Origin of the sequence: Rhizobium sp. Root1334 (assembly GCF_001426665.1) — a bacterium.
In the GTDB taxonomy this organism is placed as follows: domain Bacteria; phylum Pseudomonadota; class Alphaproteobacteria; order Rhizobiales; family Rhizobiaceae; genus Pararhizobium.
In genome coordinates, this window is the sequence record NZ_LMEY01000012.1 from 282980 (window position 1) to 296407 (window position 13428).

The following is a 13428-nucleotide window of genomic DNA, read 5'->3' on the forward strand; positions in this document are numbered from 1 at the left end:
ATGGAGGTCCAGCCCAGATATTATCGAGATCTGTCGAAAGGCGACCGAAAGCACAGGTGATAGGAGAGTAAAATCAGACGAATACGTTCTCCTAGCAGACATATTCGATATTATGATAACGAATATCGATTATGGCGCTGCCGGCGTTGCGAATAAATGTGGAAAATACTGAGGCTGACGGTAAATTGCGGCCACGTCCTGCGTGGAGGTATCGGGCGTATCGCGGGCGGCATGGGCTTCTGACACGGCCGAGAAAACCCGGTGCATCCTATCACGGCTCATCAACATCGCATGTCCACACAATCTAAACACGGTGTGACGAACCGGACAGCGGTTGTTTTGTTGCACAGCCGCAACGCGCGTCAGCGACACCTTTCAATTGCACCGCCACCAGCTACGGCCTGCCACAGGACCGGTTGACGTTCGCAATCGGCAAGCTATAAAGCGAGCCGTGACAGGCTGATGTCAAAAGTTTGCTCGGGAAAACCACCGCCCGGCCAAAACGGCATCACATTCATGCCCGTTATCAGGAAGAGTGTCCGAGTGGTTTAAGGAACCGGTCTTGAAAACCGGCGTGCGGGAAACCGTACCGTGGGTTCGAATCCCACCTCTTCCGCCACAAGCCTATGAAAAGCTTTGGCAATTTTTGTCGACAAGAAGCGCTCCAAATTGGGGCAAGCTGCAACAGTGTCAACAATTAGCTGCAACAATGCTGCAACTGCATTCCTGTTGCACAGGGGCCTGATTCTTGTTGCAGGACCGCAACATCGCTGAAAACCTCCCGGCAGGGGTTCCCCTCGCTCTATTCCACGACGAATCTCCACCCCTTCAGATCGAGCCGCTTGTCTCGATCCGATCGCCTTACGGCGACCGGGCTTCCCGATTAGTCGCGGAACCTTCTCGCTCGGTGACAGCGGGAGGGGCGGCTGTTCTTGACCTGCGGTCACCGCCATGCCCCGTTCGGGCAAGGCGGGCGAAAAGCCTATGCCGCCCCTCCCACCGTCAACCCCTGCCTGCCGCCGTGCCGTTCTGAATCACAGTTAACCTTCCGATCGCCATCCGATCGACGACCCGGAAATGATATCCGCGCGTCCTGGGCTCGACTCCTGGAATCTGCTATAAAGTTCTTGTTTTCAAGGCTTTAGGAGACTCCCGGATGGAGAAGAAAACCACCACTGTTCGCGGCCTCGCATTCGACGTCGTTGTCATCGAAACGATGCATCGAGACCGAGCGGGCACTCTCTTCTACCGCGCAGAAGTCTTCATTCGGAACCGGAAAGACGGTGCGCAGCGTCTCGTCCAACGCACTCGCATTCCGAACACCGCGCAAGCCGTCGCTCGCGATGTCCAGCAGCGCGGACTCCGGGCATTGAACTCGTTCACGGTAGCAGCAGTATGAGGAAGGATCCTGACATGCAGGAAACAGCAGACAGCGTAATCTGGCACTACGACGATCAGCACACGGACGGCCCAGCGACCACCGACATTGGAGACCTCAGTATGTACGTCAGTCGCGTGGCTGACTGCGTAGTGGGCCGCTGGGTCTGGACTGGCGACCTGCCGAACCCGGACTTCTCGAACCCGCGCCCGGCGATCTCCGGATTCGAGACGTCGAGAGAGGAAGGCATGGCTAAGGCAACCGCTGCAGCCCTGCAGTTCGCCGCTGGTGCCCTTCGGGCGGTGTGAAAGGATTCGGGTGGGGTCTGTACCCACCCGAGCTCCCGGAGCACACTCCACGGCCTTTAAAACGCGTTGGAATGTTGACGGCGGGGCTCTTCAGCCCCGTTTTCGCGTCATCAGCCCCTGACGACGATTGTCACGGCGACGACCGTGACTGCCCCGCTTTCATCCCCGAGCGAGACCCATACCGGATAGCTCCCCGCGACCAGCCCCCGGCCACCAATCTTTCCGGCTCCAGCGTCGAAAGTGCCGCCGATCGGAAGGCGGCCGAACAGTAGATAGCTAACGATCCGGCCGGACGCGCCGACAGCGACCGGGCGGAGATCGAGAACTCCGCCGACAGCAACCGAGGCTTGCCCAGCCATCGTCGCGCTTAAGCCGGAAGGCACGTCCGGTTCTGGCGGTAGGATGACCGGAGCGGAAGCCGGCGACGTCAGCACGCCCGAGTCAGAGGAGCGCCATACGACATTGGCGGTATGACCCGGCGCCGCCAGCGACAGACCGAGAAGCAGCGCGACGAACCTCACGGCTTCACCCCCTTGTCGTCGTTCCGATCGTCATCCTCGCCACCGCCCGGCTGTGATGCCGTTCCGGCCTTGCCTCCTGCCGCATCTTTCTTGGCCTTCCGGGTCCTCTCCTCCTGGTCCGCTTTCCATGTCTGGAAGGCCCCGAGGACACCCTTGCTGACCTCATCATCCGATGCGCCCGATCGTGCGTAGGGCCTGAGCGCGGACCAGTCGGATTCCCTGAATACGGCGTCGAGCCACGGACGGCATTCGATCGGAAGGCGGGCGTAGACTTCGGCCTTTGCCGTCCGGTGGGCTACCGGCCGACCCAGATCACGCATGAGCAGCGGCCATGACGGGGCATGCTTGTACGATCGAGGAGACGGCTCCGCCTGCAGGTTCGGCTCCCGGATCGGCTCAGGTCGGGGAGGTTCGGGAAGCGGAAGCGCGTCCGAAGGCGCAGGGAACAGATTGATCATGAGCGAGGTCAGCGCGAGCAACTGCATCCCGATCGACAGGGCCGGGTCGATCCGCTTCCGCCGATGAATTTTCCTCGACATGAGTTCGGCGCGCAGCTTGTCAGCGCAGTTGCGCCGCTTCTCCTGTTTCTCCGTCATGACATCCTCCGAAGGTAACCAGCTTCAAGGGTGTCGCCGCGTCAGGACCGGCGCAACGTCTGCGGGCTCGTACCGCGCCAAGCGCGCCCTGAGCTCGTCGCGCTGCGCGCCGAGTTCGGCAGCCGAGGCCGAGAGAGCCGACGCCCGTTTTTCCACCTTCACCCGTCGATCGGACTCGGCAACCGCCCGCGCTGCTGCTGCTGCCTCCGCCTGCTGCCACCGCTCGACAGTCGGGCGCAGCTCTTCCCGGATACGATCGGCGATCGTCGATCGCTTGAGGCCGTCCCAGACCCCACGAAGGAATCCACCGACTCCCCGAACCCGGGCGGCCTCTGCCCGAACCTTCTCCATCATGGTTCGCGCTTGGCGCTGATCCCGCAAGGCTGCATTCTGCGCCTTCAGCGCAGCAGCAGCACGAGCCTCCGCCTCCGATCGGAGACGATCCACTTCAGCTTTCGCCGCCTTGGCGGCGGCGATTGCCGCTTCAGCGGCATCGGCCTTCCGCGCCGCGTCGGCGCGGATCGAGGCCGCTTTCTCACCTACCTGCCGGGCGAAGATGCTAGCCTTCGCCTTCAGCGCGTCTGCCTCCTCCTGTGCGGCCTTCAACGCCTGCGCCTGGTGCCGCTCCTGGTGCCATTCTCCACGCGAGAGACGGCGCTGGGCAGGGCCTAGTCGGGTCAGACCCGCAGGCATGCCCACAGCCCGGAAATAGCCGTCCTGCCACTCCCGCATCGCATTCTTGTAGGCGCGATCGGAACGGCGACGCATGGCCTTATCGTCTTCACCTTCGGCGGGACCGGCCGCCAGCACGTCCGACTTCGCGACCTGCCCCGGATGACTGCGAGACGCCCGCATTTCAGGATCACCCGGAAGGCCGTAGATGTGCAGGTGCCATTGCCGTTCGTCAGTGTGCCGGATGACCGCCCGGAGATCGTCGCCGAGCTCCCGTCGAGCCCACTCGACGTTAAGAGCCTCCCACCGCTCGACCTCCTGCCGCTTCGCAGGGTCCGCCTCGACCTCCTCCACCGTGTAGGGGTGCGAGACGACGATCGTGCGGAGTGTGTGCTGTTCCTTGCCCACGGATCGCGTTTTACCTCCCGCGATCGTCTTCCGGGCAACGCCCACCCGGACATCGTGCTCGCGCTCCAGGTCCTCGATCGAACAGCCCCAGACGATCGCCGGAGGCTGGGGCGACAACACATGCAACGAGGCCACAGGATCGCGGCGAGCCTCGGCGAGGACGAAGGACACCGTCCGGCCTCCCTTGTCGCCCTTCCGACTGAAATTCTGCATGTGTGCGAACTGAAACCCGGCCATCTGAAATCCTCCCTGTCTCAGGAGAATCTTGCCCACCGGCGACGAAGGAATCCATGTCATTAGAGACCGACTAATGACAGCAAGCTGTCGTCGGCCCTTCCGGGGGACCCTGCCGGGGGCTTGTCGTCGCCTCCGGGCGAGGAGGCAGTCGGAGACTGACGCTCGGTGACTTAGCCGCTGGCCGCGCTTTGTCCATCGCGGTACGTCAAGGACACTTTGCCGCGCGGCGAGTGGTGTAGTTTTGGTATGGCCGTGACGGGCGGCTACCTTTTTATCTATACACCTATTTTCACCGTCAAAAAGTTGCACTCACTGAGATTGCACAACTTCACTCCATCGAGCCATCGCCGTGCGGATGGAAACACCCGCAGCAGCGGCGAGCGCCGACCGCGTCACGGTCGCCCCAGATGCAACAAGCCCTTGGTGGGCTTCTCGCAGCCGCTGGAGCGTGTTCGCGCCCTTGGCCTTGCCCGAATGCCGTCCGCCCGCTGCCTGTCGCTCAGCGACCGTGTTCAGGCCGTCCACGACATCGAGTAGCTTGCCACGGTTCACGGCCTTGCCTTCGAGTTTCAACGGGTCGAAGTGCGCGACCAGATAGTCGGCGACTTTCGCCGTGACATAGCTGACGGTCCTGTCCTCAAGACCGCTCTTGTCGGCATAGTCTGCAAGCGCCTCATGAAGATGATCGGCCAGCGCGGCGCGGCTGCCGCGCATCCGGGCATCCGCTCCGAAATGCCATTCGGCCAAGAGCCGTTGGCCTTCCGTGCGCAGCGCGTCGAAGATCGCGTTCGATGCCGTCAGGCCGAGCCCAGACTGCGCCGCCGCGGCCCTCCGAACGAGAACCGCCCGCCCGACGCTGGTATCCACGTAATCGGTGTATTCCGACAATGTCGGCCAGATGTCGTCGTTCGGTGTCATCGTGTGCCAGAACGGCGATGTCGGGCATTTCATGCGCCCCGTCATTGTCGGTGCAACAGGATCGGCGCCGAGATCGAGAAGCGCGGCCGCAAGTCCACGGGCAACCGCATCGAACAACTGGATTGGCTTCTGCCGGCACCGCTTATCATCGCTCCGCCAGACCGCCGACCCCGGGGGAAGCAGCCACACGAAATGAGGGCGGGAATAGCGACCATCTTTCAGCAGGTCGCCGACAATGATGTGTGGCAGGCACGGAACCCGACCATCGCGCACCTGTTCCGTCAAAGCGGCCAGGCAAGCGGCAGGGGTCAGGAATACGCCGTCGCAGTCCACGCGCAACGCCGCCATAAACTCCCGGTTCAGTTCGATGTACGGATAGTCGAGCGTCAGAATCTTCTGCGGACACTGGTTTTCAAGGTGCGCCTTGTCCCACGATGCCCGCGCCCGGCTCCCCTTCGGCACGAGGGACACGAAATATTTGAGGACCGTGTTGTCTTCCGATCGCAGGCCCATTTCCCAAACACCACTACGCCACCGGCCGCCGATATGGCGCTCGCCAGACTGAATATAACCGCGCCTCAGCCGTCGCCGTACAAGTTCGCGCTGTTCTGCCGCCTGGCGTGCGAAGGTCGCAGTGTCGTAGTCCGGAGTGCGTTCGGCGCGCTGGTCGCGCTGCTCCGCTTTTCGGATCCGCTCCCGGCTGGCGTGCCGCTGTGCTTCGGCATAGCGATCCTCGAAACCGTCAAGCCAAATTTGTTGACGCGGTAGAGTGTGAGAAGCTGATGTCAGGGCTGGTTGATATGCCAGCCCCCGGCTCACGGACCCTTCGACGGGGTCTTTACATCAATGTCGCCGCAGGCAATCATGTGAATACATTCCTAAAACGCCGCCGAGGGTACCAGCCCAATGACGCGGCGTTTTTTAATGGTCATCTGACGGCGAGCACGCGTCAAGGCGCCGAAAAGCGACGCTGCCGAAATTGGAAATTCTGCCGCTGCCCGCTCTAGCGCCCCCAGTCGTCAGACGCTATCAAGCCTGTATTATGAGTAAACGTCCGATGTGTGCGATATTGCACTATCGAATCGCACTAGGGGAATTCGCATGGCTGTATATGCGCTTTGGAACAATAAAGGCGGAGTTGGTAAGAGCTATCTCACTTTCCAAGTTGCGTGCGAATACGCTCGCACACACCCACAGCAAAAGGTTCTGGTTGTCGATCTTTGCCCGCAGGCGAACTCGTCGAGCATGATCCTTGGCGGAATGGAACGAGGCGAAGCGGTGATCGAACAGCTATCGGGCATCAGACCTTCCAAGACCATTTCCGGCTACGTTGCTGATCGTATCGTCAGCCCATATTTGAACCCAGGATCAGGTGCGAACTATCTCACGCATGTGCGTGGATTCAACCATAATGTTCCCGACAACCTGTATATCATCTGCGGCGACGAAGAACTGGAAATGCAGGCTAGTCAGGTTCAGCTTGCCTGCACGGCCGGTCCCTCTGACGCATGGCGGATTGTTCACACATGGATCCGAGACCTGATCGAGGATGTCAAACATTCCTGGAATCAGGAATCCATAACTGTGTTCCTCGACTGCAATCCCAGTTTCTCCATTTATACGGAGCTGGCAATGAGCGCATCAGACAGACTGATCATTCCGTTTTCGGCCGATGGCTCTTCGAAGAGAGCGGTTCGGTCTGTTCTGTCTTTGGTGTTCGGCATCCTAAGAAAACCGGGCCAAATCCAATCTCAGTTCTTTACCAATTCAGTGCGCTACAGCATGACGCGTCCTCAGATTTACGCGTATGTCGGAAACAGGCTTACTCAAATGAACAGCAGTTCTGCCAGTGCCTTCCGAAACGTCGTAGTCGAAATATTTAGCGAGGTGTTCCGGGCTTGGCAGGCGAATCCCTCCTTGTTCTGCGTGCATCCGACTGGCGACCCGGCGCCAACGTCGAGACAAGGGTTTCGTCGGATGTTCGAAGAGCAGATTAATGACGCCAACACCGCATCCGTGGTATCCGGTGCGATGGGCATCCCGATGTGTAATCTAACTGCAGGCAAAAAAACCTTTGCCGGACGCACCGTGCAGGTCAATCAATCGCAGTTGGACAGGCAGCAGCCGAACATTCAGGACTTTGTAGCCAAGATCGAATGACCCAGCGTCTTCAGTGAAGATCAAGCTTCTGCCGTGGGTTCTCCGATAGCCGGCGCGACCGCCTTCACACCGAACAGACGCGTGCGCTGCTCCTCCTTCGTCGGGTTCAGGTACCGCATGAGTACGGCCACGGTCTTGTGGCCGGACTGCCTCATCAGAGTTTTCAGGTCGGCTCCGGTCGCAGCCATACGGCTCAAGGCCTCGTGGCGCAGGTCGTGGATTCGAAGATCGGGGCAACCTGCTGCTTCCCGGATTTTCTGCCATTCATGCTCCGCAGAATTCTTCGTCATCTTGAAGACGGTCGCGTCGTCGGGCTCGCCTTCGGCTTGCTGAAGCAGCAAACGATAGGCGCGCTCTGAGAGCGCGACGTATCGATGCTCGTTTCCCTTCACTTCCTTCTCGGGGATGACGATGAAGCCGTATTCTCTCCGCACCCAGCCCGCGAGGATGCTTCGAACCTCTCCTGCGCGCATCCCGGTGTCCACCAGAACGGGGAACAGGGCCTGCCATTGCCGATTCTGCCACGTCTCTCCAGTCAATACCGACCATATCCGTTCTTCCTCTCCCGGACGAAGTCGCCTATCCCTACCTGCACTAGGTTGGGGGATGCCACGCCGTCGCTTCCGGAGCGAGGCAATGGGGTTGGAAGTCGGGATGGACTTCTCATGGATCAGCCACTCGTAGACCGCGCTGACGGTGTTCAGGTTGTTCCGGATCGTAGACGCGGCCTTCCCATCCTCCTTGCGGGCGTCGCGATAGGTCACGAAATTGTCCACTGACAACTCGCGCAAGGTCTTGGAAGCGAAGTCTTCCCGCGCCAGCATGTTCAGCATGGCCACCTCTTGATCGGCACCCTTCTTCTCGGGAGTGATCTTGTCACGGTAATCATCGAGAGCATCCTTGAAGGGGCGATCGAGGTAGCCCTTCGAACTGCCGGGCTTCGGGTCCAGCCGGGGGTCTTTCCATTTGCCAAGACGCATGGCAGACTCGGTTGCGTCGATCCACAATTGGGCGTCGCGCTTGCTCTTGAACGTGTTCGATATCGACCGGGACTTGCAAGGCCCCGTGAAGCTGTCCGGAAGCCGTGCCGTGACCGTCCATTTCCCCGCTCGCTTCGTGATGCTCGCCATGCCGCTTTATTCCTGCTTTCTGCAACAATGCTGCAACATATCGCAGAAAACACGAAAAAACGCAAGTTAATCAGGTAAATTCTACCGGTCTTGAAAACCGGCGTGCGGGAGACCGTACCGTGGGTTCGAATCCCACCTCTTCCGCCAAAAAAAACGGCCCAAATTCAGAAAAATAATCAAGAAAAATCAACAGTTTATGGAAGAGCAGGGATTCGAACGGATCTTAGAAATCTAATGTCCCGATTTTCTTTGAAACTTGCCAGAGAACATATACTGTCGCAGATAATAACGTGAGACGGGTTCTGCTACCGAGGGCACGCCCACAAACAGGATATCTTTGATTTTCATCAAGCTAAACGTTGTGTCGCTCGTTTTAAAGCACATCTTATTTGAAGTTATGGAGGAATTTAAATGCCCACGAACCTCATTATCACGATGCTCTTGAACGATTTGCCTGAAAATACGCCGTTGGGAACCGAGATTGCCACCATCTCCCCTGAAGGGTTGGGAGTCTCGATTACTTCAGCGGCGATCTCGTCATATGAGCGTGTCAATTATGGCGGCATGCTTGAAACGGAAAATTATCCATCCGACTTATTCGAGATCATTGGGGCGAAGATCGTCCTAAAATCCGCACTCGACTACGAGAAATATCCTGACAGCTTCCACGCTTATAAGGCTAATTTTACCGTAGACGCTACTTTCTCCGATGGCACAACCGGGAGAGCAATCGCAGGGCTTCAAGTTACGGACGTTATTGAGGAAGTCCGTGGAACTGGTCAAGCTGACAAAATCTTTGGCACCAATAGCATGGACTATATCATCACCGGATCGGGTAATGACCAAATCCGTGGCTCTGCTGGCAATGATGTGCTGTACGGCGGTACCGGGGGCGATAAGCTATGGGGCGGTGAAGACGCTGATACCTTCCTCTACAAAGCCATTAACGAAAGCACGCTGAAAAACCCCGACATCATCTACGATTGGCAGCATGTTGCCGGTGGTGGAACCCGTGATGTCATCGACCTACGTGCCATTGATGCTCGCTCCGACTATTCGGGTAACCAGCCTTTCAAATGGCTCGGTGCGAAAGACTTCAGTGGCAAAAAGGGCCAGTTGAACTACAAATATGAAAAGGACGGCGACACTCACGTCTACGGCGATCTGAACGGCGATAAGAAAGCTGATTTTGAGATAATTCTGGACGGCAAGATCAAGATGTATGCCGACGATTTCTTCCTCTGAACCCGGATAGCACGTCATTTCATCGAAAAGATGATTGGCGAAGTCGCTGAAATCAGAACGACAAGCCGCCAACTGAGGCGGCTTTTTTGTGCCCACTGGCTGCTACATTCCTGATGCATCGATTGCTGCATTTACGCTGGACGACTAATGCAAATTAAGCAACGAAAACAACGACGAAATTCACCCCATAGCTCTCACCTCTTCCGCCAGAACCTTTCCGCAACCTCGTTAAAAATTGCAGAAGTTTGCGTTGATGAGCGATTGTCGAAAACAATTACCGGTCGCTTTTTGGAGAGCAAGAAATCAGAAATAATTTCGAGCCAGACGCTCACGGCGGCAATGCGCCCATGCAGTCATGCTGCGGTGCTCTGGAACCAAGCCCGACCTTCGATCAACTCGCCAAATTAAGGAGCTTGCATTCGATCAACGTCGAAACGAGCGCGACCCTCTGCTCATCGCTGATTTCGCCTGGCAATTCGCGCACGAAAAAGCTGCCATTGTATGTAATGAACTCCAGAGCTGCACGGGCCGTCTGGTCAACAGCGAACACGGCTTCCCCCTCATTGCTCAAAAGTTCGACCATGTCGTCATCATCCTGCAGGTAGAAGGCGTGGCGGCGAGAATTGACGATGCGCCGATCCAGCGTGACATTTTTCTCGTCGTACCACAGGTCAGGCAGCGGCTCGCCGAACAACTCTTCGTACCGCTGCGCGAACATAGCCAGCGTGGAGGGCGTCATTTTAGGCAAGCCTTCTACCGTCGGCGCGGTACTGGGCGCATGCTGAATGTACTTTCCGAAATTTGCGCGGCAGTATTCGATATACTGACGTGTGAATAGAATGAACTGGTGCCAGATCTGATCGATTCTCAGCGAATACATACCCCATGCGACTGCGGGGCTGGACGCTGTCAAAACGAGGTAGCGCTTTACCTCGCGAAAGAGGGCTTCAGCCTCTTCGCGGGAACGGACGACGTCGTCTTTCAGCAGTTTCTCGGAAAGATAGGGGGCCTCGAACGCCAAAGCTTCGGCATGAACGTCCGCAGCACCTGATGCATTCTGCACGGCCATGGTCATTGAACTTGCGCCAGGCATTGGCAGGTGCAGGGCACGCATTGCGTTCCATCGCAGATAATGAAACAGGTGCAGGTATCGCGAGCCTGTGACCTTACTTTCATGCGAAGCCCTGCCCGCCGTACATCCGCCAAGGCGCCGTTCTGTCTCGGGAACGCCGCACCTTGTGCGCTCGTGGAGTTCGTCTGGCTGATTACCGCGTCTCGCCGGACCCAGACGGCGACCGCTCCGAGACTGGATTTAGGCAAGTCGGCAGTTGCGACGATGTCGCTTTCGGCGATCTCGATACCACCAGATAGGTCATTGAGCCGGAAAATCAGCTTTATGTGCCCCTCGCGGCGAGACGGCGCAACAAATCCGGTGAATGCAACGGCATTTTCGCTGCCCGCCTCCAGCAGGCGCGACACCAATGCGTTCGTCTTCAGCGCTTTTCCCGAATCCGGTTCCTTGGCCATCATGATCTCCTTGTGGCTTGCCAAGCTGCTGCGGCAATTAGACATGTCCGCGATCGCGATCGACATTAAGAAAACTTCATCTCTGGCAGAAAACGTGGCGATAGAACGCTCGACCCGCGCAATCAAACTGAGCCAGTTAGGTCACGCCACGTTTAAAACGGCATGCTTTCGTTTGGCGGCGAATCCAGCCGCCCTGTTTCACCCGGATAGGTTTCGGCTCCCTCTGAAATTGGATGAAACCAATTCTTTATATTCATCAATACTCACATATGCACGAAGTTGCGATGTTCGGCAACAGGTTGCATTGATCATCGTAGCGGCTTCCCCGAAAGCACGGGAGCAAATTCTGCTTTCTTTCCATGCAACTCCCTCTGGTTGATCGACCGGCATTCTCCTATGATCTGGGACAGGATGAGGGATCGACTGGTGTTACACCCAATCTACCGAAGAAGCTCTCACGCCATTGGCAAACCTCAAGAATTTAATTCAATAAATAAAAACAACCAATTGATATTAGTGTGTATTTGTAAAATACGAAAAACCTAACTCCAGTGAAAAACCATTTTCTCTCGACATACGTATCCTGTCTATCGCGATGGTCAGCAAGGAGATGGCAAATGATCCGGACATTCAAAGCCTGCGCATGCATTGCCATTCTCTTGGCTACGGCGCCGCTATCCCAGGCGGCGGAGCCTGTCGATACGGCCCAGTCGATCATCCAGAACCAGATCGAAGCCTTTCTCCACGATGATGCCGAGACGGCCTATTCTTTTGCCTCCCCGCAGATCAGGCAAAAGTTTCCAGACAAAAGCGTCTTCTTCGATATGGTCAAACGTAGCTATGCGCCGGTCTACCGCCCCGGCAATTTCGCCTTTGGGCGCAACAAGATCGAGAGCGGTACGGTGGTGCAGGAAGTGCTGATATCCGGGCCAGACGGCAAGGATTGGACGGCATTGTATTTTCTCGTCAGGCAACCCGATGGCACCTACAAAATCAACGGCGTACAGCTGCTTCGGCAAACGCCAGGCCCCGAAATTTAAACAACCGAAATAACGCAACTCTGCACTGTGGTGCATTGACGTTAACGCGCACGCTCCCTTAGACATAACAGCCTAATTAAGCCGGGAGAATTAAGCGTGAATTTGCCACTGCAGAAAGTTTGCGACATTTATGATCTCTTCGATCCGGAGATCGATAGTATCCTTCGGGACGATCTGAAATCCATTCCCTTCGGTTCGCGGCGTGCATGGGAGTTCGCAATGATCTTCCGGGCCTTGGCCCAAAAGGGTAAGTTGACCCCTGTGGCCCAGGGCCTTGCGATGGGTGCCGGGACAGAAAAGCTAATTTATGCGATTGTTCCACGCGTCGCGAAGACGATGGTTACCGATCTCTACCTGCCGAACAGCGGCTGGGTCGGCGTGCGCACGGACAATCCGCGCGATCTTATCCTGCAGAAGGCACCTTGGCCGATTGACGCGCAGAAGGTCGATGCCATGGCCATGGATATGCGTAAACTCGACTTTCCTGACGAGAGCTTCGATTTCTGCTGGTCGACGGGTTCCTTCGAGCACATCGGACGCGACGAAGATTTCCTCCGCCACTTTAGCGAAGTCGAACGTGTGCTGAAACCGGGGGGCGTCTACGCCTTCACCACCGCCATTACGTTTGGCGGCGTCACGGAGCCTATTCCACACAACTACTATTTCGATCCCAATCATCTGATTGACCTGATCCATGCATCGCCGCTGCATGCGGAACCGGTTTTCGATTGCTTCGTGCGCGATCACATCTTCAACCGCCCTCATCCCGAACGTCTCCAGGATTACGGGTTCGATCCTGGCAGGAAGTTCTCCAAGCCGATCGTCTCCTTCCGCCGCGGGATTCTTCTGGCGGCGAATGTGATGGTACTGACAAAGGACGCCAGCCGCGCGAAGGTGCGACCCGAGGTGCGTGGACTTGAGGAATCGCGCAAGCGCCTTACGAGCCAGGCAGACGGCTATCTGCGCGATCTCTGGTCGGAGTTCCAATATCTTCAGACAACAGCGGAAAAAGGCGGCCTGAGCATCCAGCCTCAAGTCTTTGGCAACGGCGCTGCGCTGATCGACGTCATCATTCCGAAGGGCGGTCCTGACAAGCTGAAATGGACCGTCAAGCATCGCCCGATTTCCGGGAGCGTGACCTGGGAAACGTTGCAGACAGGCAAGCTGACCGCGAATGACAGCACTTTCCGCTTCGAGACGAAACGCGATCGTCTGTACTCCATCAAGCTGTCAAATGCGGCAGGCGACCTCAGCCGCATCATCGTCAAGGCGAAATTAGCCTGAACTC

The 13428-nt window shown here is 57.4% G+C and carries 14 protein-coding genes and 1 tRNA gene; 8 read left to right on the top strand and 7 right to left on the bottom strand.

Translation table 11 applies throughout. From position 1 onward, the window contains the following. The first annotated feature begins 529 nt into the window (after window positions 1-529). The 3 genes from ASD36_RS15460 to ASD36_RS15470 all read left to right on the top strand — a co-directional run bounded on the left by ASD36_RS15460 (window position 530) and on the right by ASD36_RS15470 (window position 1686). A tRNA-Ser gene (locus tag ASD36_RS15460) sits at window positions 530-619 on the top strand. Window positions 620-1156: 537 nt separating this feature from the next. Beyond that, window positions 1157-1399: a hypothetical protein gene (locus ASD36_RS15465; RefSeq protein WP_060511035.1), complete on the top strand. Its 243-nt coding sequence runs from the start codon at window positions 1157-1159 to the stop codon at window positions 1397-1399. Window positions 1400-1500: 101 nt separating this feature from the next. Further along, window positions 1501-1686, top strand: a complete 186-nt coding sequence (locus tag ASD36_RS15470; RefSeq protein WP_156393868.1) for a hypothetical protein — start codon at window positions 1501-1503, stop codon at window positions 1684-1686. A gap of 110 nt (window positions 1687-1796) precedes the next feature. Here the strand turns inward: ASD36_RS15470 and ASD36_RS15475 are convergent, their stop codons facing one another. The 4 genes from ASD36_RS15475 to ASD36_RS15490 all read right to left on the bottom strand — a co-directional run bounded on the left by ASD36_RS15475 (window position 1797) and on the right by ASD36_RS15490 (window position 5857). Continuing rightward, complete coding sequence (locus tag ASD36_RS15475; protein ID WP_060511039.1) at window positions 1797-2207, bottom strand: hypothetical protein; 411 nt, start codon at window positions 2205-2207, stop codon at window positions 1797-1799. After that, complete coding sequence (locus tag ASD36_RS15480; protein ID WP_060511041.1) at window positions 2204-2803, bottom strand: hypothetical protein; 600 nt, start codon at window positions 2801-2803, stop codon at window positions 2204-2206. Before ASD36_RS15480 ends, ASD36_RS15475 begins: the two co-directional genes overlap by 4 nt. Before the next feature lie 24 nt (window positions 2804-2827). Continuing rightward, window positions 2828-4120, bottom strand: a complete 1293-nt coding sequence (locus tag ASD36_RS15485) for a hypothetical protein (RefSeq protein ID WP_060511043.1) — start codon at window positions 4118-4120, stop codon at window positions 2828-2830. A 309-nt stretch (window positions 4121-4429) separates the two neighbouring features. Further along, window positions 4430-5857: a hypothetical protein gene (locus ASD36_RS15490; RefSeq protein WP_156393869.1), complete on the bottom strand. Its 1428-nt coding sequence runs from the start codon at window positions 5855-5857 to the stop codon at window positions 4430-4432. A 282-nt stretch (window positions 5858-6139) separates the two neighbouring features. Here ASD36_RS15490 and ASD36_RS15500 point away from each other — a divergent pair, with 282 nt between their 5' ends. Continuing rightward, window positions 6140-7198 (top strand): ParA family protein, encoded by a 1059-nt coding sequence (locus tag ASD36_RS15500; protein ID WP_060511049.1) that lies wholly within the window; start codon window positions 6140-6142, stop codon window positions 7196-7198. A 20-nt stretch (window positions 7199-7218) separates the two neighbouring features. On the opposite strand, the gene ASD36_RS15505 is transcribed toward ASD36_RS15500, so the two are convergent. Beyond that, complete coding sequence (locus tag ASD36_RS15505) at window positions 7219-8328, bottom strand: site-specific integrase (protein ID WP_060511051.1); 1110 nt, start codon at window positions 8326-8328, stop codon at window positions 7219-7221. A 411-nt stretch (window positions 8329-8739) separates the two neighbouring features. Here ASD36_RS15505 and ASD36_RS15510 point away from each other — a divergent pair, with 411 nt between their 5' ends. Further along, complete coding sequence (locus tag ASD36_RS15510) at window positions 8740-9573, top strand: M10 family metallopeptidase C-terminal domain-containing protein (RefSeq protein ID WP_060505414.1); 834 nt, start codon at window positions 8740-8742, stop codon at window positions 9571-9573. A 391-nt stretch (window positions 9574-9964) separates the two neighbouring features. On the opposite strand, the gene ASD36_RS15515 is transcribed toward ASD36_RS15510, so the two are convergent. Together ASD36_RS15515 and ASD36_RS15520 are read right to left on the bottom strand one after the other, a co-directional pair. Further along, window positions 9965-10648 (bottom strand): hypothetical protein, encoded by a 684-nt coding sequence (locus tag ASD36_RS15515; protein ID WP_060505413.1) that lies wholly within the window; start codon window positions 10646-10648, stop codon window positions 9965-9967. Further along, window positions 10645-11100 (bottom strand): hypothetical protein, encoded by a 456-nt coding sequence (locus ASD36_RS15520; RefSeq protein ID WP_156393870.1) that lies wholly within the window; start codon window positions 11098-11100, stop codon window positions 10645-10647. The genes ASD36_RS15515 and ASD36_RS15520 overlap by 4 nt, the downstream gene beginning before the upstream one ends. Here ASD36_RS15520 and ASD36_RS30645 point away from each other — a divergent pair. The 3 genes from ASD36_RS30645 (at window position 11093) to ASD36_RS15530 (ending at window position 13424) form a co-directional block, all read left to right on the top strand. After that, on the top strand, window positions 11093-11479 hold the full coding sequence (locus tag ASD36_RS30645; protein ID WP_156393871.1) for a hypothetical protein: 387 nt from the start codon (window positions 11093-11095) through the stop codon (window positions 11477-11479). The genes ASD36_RS15520 and ASD36_RS30645 overlap by 8 nt on opposite strands. 238 nt (window positions 11480-11717) lie before the next feature. After that, window positions 11718-12140, top strand: coding sequence for a DUF4864 domain-containing protein (locus tag ASD36_RS15525; RefSeq protein WP_060505411.1), 423 nt, complete (start codon window positions 11718-11720; stop codon window positions 12138-12140). Between the two features lie 96 nt (window positions 12141-12236). Then, window positions 12237-13424: a class I SAM-dependent methyltransferase gene (locus ASD36_RS15530; protein ID WP_060505410.1), complete on the top strand. Its 1188-nt coding sequence runs from the start codon at window positions 12237-12239 to the stop codon at window positions 13422-13424. The last annotated feature ends 4 nt before the right edge of the window (window positions 13425-13428 follow it).

Coding starts and splice junctions, on each gene's coding strand:
- ASD36_RS15515 (WP_060505413.1), bottom strand. CDS start 10,648: ATGACCATGGCCGTGCAGAATGCATCAGGTGCTGCGGACGTTCATGCC.
- ASD36_RS15505 (WP_060511051.1), bottom strand. CDS start 8,328: ATGGCGAGCATCACGAAGCGAGCGGGGAAATGGACGGTCACGGCACGG.
- ASD36_RS15520 (WP_156393870.1), bottom strand. CDS start 11,100: ATGGCCAAGGAACCGGATTCGGGAAAAGCGCTGAAGACGAACGCATTG.
- ASD36_RS15510 (WP_060505414.1), top strand. CDS start 8,740: ATGCCCACGAACCTCATTATCACGATGCTCTTGAACGATTTGCCTGAA.
- ASD36_RS15485 (WP_060511043.1), bottom strand. CDS start 4,120: ATGGCCGGGTTTCAGTTCGCACACATGCAGAATTTCAGTCGGAAGGGC.
- ASD36_RS15500 (WP_060511049.1), top strand. CDS start 6,140: ATGGCTGTATATGCGCTTTGGAACAATAAAGGCGGAGTTGGTAAGAGC.
- ASD36_RS15480 (WP_060511041.1), bottom strand. CDS start 2,803: ATGACGGAGAAACAGGAGAAGCGGCGCAACTGCGCTGACAAGCTGCGC.
- ASD36_RS15470 (WP_156393868.1), top strand. CDS start 1,501: ATGTACGTCAGTCGCGTGGCTGACTGCGTAGTGGGCCGCTGGGTCTGG.
- ASD36_RS15525 (WP_060505411.1), top strand. CDS start 11,718: ATGATCCGGACATTCAAAGCCTGCGCATGCATTGCCATTCTCTTGGCT.
- ASD36_RS15465 (WP_060511035.1), top strand. CDS start 1,157: ATGGAGAAGAAAACCACCACTGTTCGCGGCCTCGCATTCGACGTCGTT.